Below are 1,835 nucleotides of genomic sequence, written 5' to 3'. Positions count from 1 at the left end.
TGGCCGTGGGCATCGTCGGCGCGTTCTTCGGCGTGCTGGCGTAAGGGCCCGGCCTATTATCTGCCCCCAAGGGAAACGGCGACCCATTGCGGTCGCCGTTTTTTATTATCGAAAGCTAGCTGGAGGTGCTTTGTGATTCGATCCGACAATCCACCCGATAATGGCGTGAGCGGGGCGATGTATCTATTTGGCACGGCGCTCTTGTGGAGCTTTATCGGCATCCTCGTTCACGCCAATTCGCAGTCAGCTCTTCTGATCGGTGCCGTTACGGCAATATTTATGGCGCTCTTTATTCTGCTCGTCGGCAGGCCTGTCCTCCGCGTCAGCCGTCTTATTGCCCTTGTGGCCGTCTGCAACTTCGTGACGGGCACCACGTTTAACTTTGCCAACCAGCTCACGACGGTCGGAAACGCCATCGTCCTGCAGTACACCTCGATGATTTTCGTTATCGTGTATCAATCGCTCGCAACACGCACGTTGCCCTCACCTGCGAAGATTGCCTCCGTGGTGGTTGCTTTTACGGGTATGGGACTTTTCTTTTTGGGTGATTTGAGTCCCGTGGGCATGCTCGGCAACCTGCTTGCCGTCGTTTCGGGCGCCACCTTTGGGCTGTGTTTCTTTTTGAACTCTCGCCCCGATGCGTCGCCCATGGTGTCCTCGCTTATCTCCTGCGGTATCTCGATGCTGCCGATCGTCTATTTTGCTGGTGCCCTAGACTCCGTGAGACCATTTGAGTGGGGGCTCATGCTGGTGCATGGCCTTTTTTGCAGCGGCCTTGCGAGCGTGCTGTATGCCAAGGGGATTGCGCGCACCAACGCGTTTGCGGCCAACTTGGTCTGCATGAGCGAGGTCGTGCTCGCTCCCTGCTGGTCGGCGCTCCTCTTTGGCGAGGTCTTTCACTGGAACGAGTTTTTGGGCGCGGCGATTATCGTTTTGGTGATTGTAGCCAACTTGGCATCCGATGCCTTTGGCGATGGCTTTCTGGTGGCGCTTGTCCGCCATCGAAACAAAGAGCGTGCCTGATGGGATACGTCTGCCGTTTACGGTAAAAAACACCCCGCTGAGCGAGTGGTATTAAATAGTAAGAACCTGCATACCTATAATTGGTATCAAATCATTTGTACCTGGCATGGGTGTTAGCAGCACACCAGGTACGCTTCGAGCCGTGTAATCGAACTCCCGGAATTGATATCAACAACGCGCGCGACGGGAGTGGCGACGGTTCGAGATTCCTTATTGGGAGGAATTATGCTTGTCCAAGCAATCCTCGTCGGCTTAGTCGGAGCGTTTGGATGCTTCGATTACCAGCTCGGCACCCTCTACGCGTTCCGCCCCATCGTCCTGTGCCCGCTCGTGGGCCTGGTGCTGGGGGACCTGCAGACCGGCCTTGCCGTTGGCGCCAGCCTGGAGCTGCTGTTCATGGGCTCGATCTCCATCGGCGCCTACGTACCGCCTAACGAAACCGTCGGCGGCGTGCTCGCCTGCGCGTTTGCCATTCAGCTCGGTCAGGGTACCGAGACGGCCATCGCGCTCGCCATGCCCATCGCCGTCCTTTCGCTGACGATCGGCAACATTACGGATGCTGGATTCTCGATCATTGTTGACATTGCTGACAAGTGCGCTGCCAAGGGCAACCTCAAGGGTATCTACGCGGCACATTGGAGCATGGGCCTCTTTGGCTGCCTTGAGTACTTCCTGCTGTGCGGCGGCGCATTCTACCTGGGTTCCGACGCCATCCAGGGCCTGCTCGACTTTATCCCGTCCTTTGTGATCGATGGTTGCGGCGTTGCCGCCAACATCCTGCCGGCCATGGGCTTCGCCATGCTCGGCCGCCT

At 57.4% G+C, this 1,835-nt stretch carries 2 protein-coding genes; both read left to right on the top strand.

The features are described from left to right. Nucleotides 1–132 precede the first annotated feature (132 nt). Entirely contained in the window at nucleotides 133–1,023 is an 891-nt protein-coding gene (locus tag DWV32_RS09970; protein WP_233540456.1) for a DMT family transporter, read from the top strand. Nucleotides 1,024–1,248: 225 nt separating this feature from the next. Beyond that, a partial coding sequence (locus DWV32_RS09965) for a PTS sugar transporter subunit IIC (protein WP_147346230.1) occupies nucleotides 1,249–1,835 on the top strand: 587 nt, incomplete at its 3' end.

This window comes from Collinsella sp. AF04-24, assembly GCF_003465685.1.
Lineage (GTDB): Bacteria > Actinomycetota > Coriobacteriia > Coriobacteriales > Coriobacteriaceae > Collinsella > Collinsella aerofaciens_AP.
This window is presented reverse-complemented; position numbering and strand designations above follow the sequence as displayed.